The following is a 516-nucleotide window of genomic DNA, read 5'->3' on the forward strand; positions in this document are numbered from 1 at the left end:
GCCGTGTTCATCGCCCGCACCGCCTGGTTCACGTTCCGCCCGATCGCTGAAACCTCCTTGGTCAGCGCCTCGATCTCGCCCGCCTCCGGCGGTTCGATGTGGTAGACGCCCGCCGCATAGAGCAGCACCCGCCGGGCCGTGTCGGCCCGGCTCAGGTCCAGCTCCCGCGCCAGGGCGTCCAGCCGCTCCATGTCCTCGGCGCTGACCCGCACCGTCAGCACCTTGCTGCGCGACTGCGGCAGGCGCTCGTCCCAGCGGTTCCTGTGGTTGTAGATCGTCCGGCGGCTGACCCCGTATTTCTTCGCCAACTCCGTCACCGGCACCTTCGCGTCGAGCTCACCCCGGAGAGCTTGCTTCTGGGCGTTCGTCAGGCGGCTGAACTTGCGTCTCGGCATGTGTGAAGTATCCAACTTGGAGGCTGTGAAGTATCCAAGTTATATTTCCTGCTATTAACACACATCCGAAAACAGCCTTCACAGATCAGGGGAAACCCAAGCCGTCTCGAAGCCCGCTGAG

At 63.8% G+C, this 516-nt stretch carries 1 protein-coding gene; it reads right to left on the reverse strand.

Annotated elements, in window-relative coordinates:
* A partial coding sequence (locus CK240_RS18080) for a helix-turn-helix domain-containing protein (RefSeq protein ID WP_135058988.1) occupies window positions 1–395 on the reverse strand: 395 nt, incomplete at its 3' end.
* Window positions 396–516 lie beyond the last annotated feature (121 nt).

The organism is Paracoccus salipaludis, assembly GCF_002287065.1.
Taxonomy (GTDB): domain Bacteria; phylum Pseudomonadota; class Alphaproteobacteria; order Rhodobacterales; family Rhodobacteraceae; genus Paracoccus; species Paracoccus salipaludis.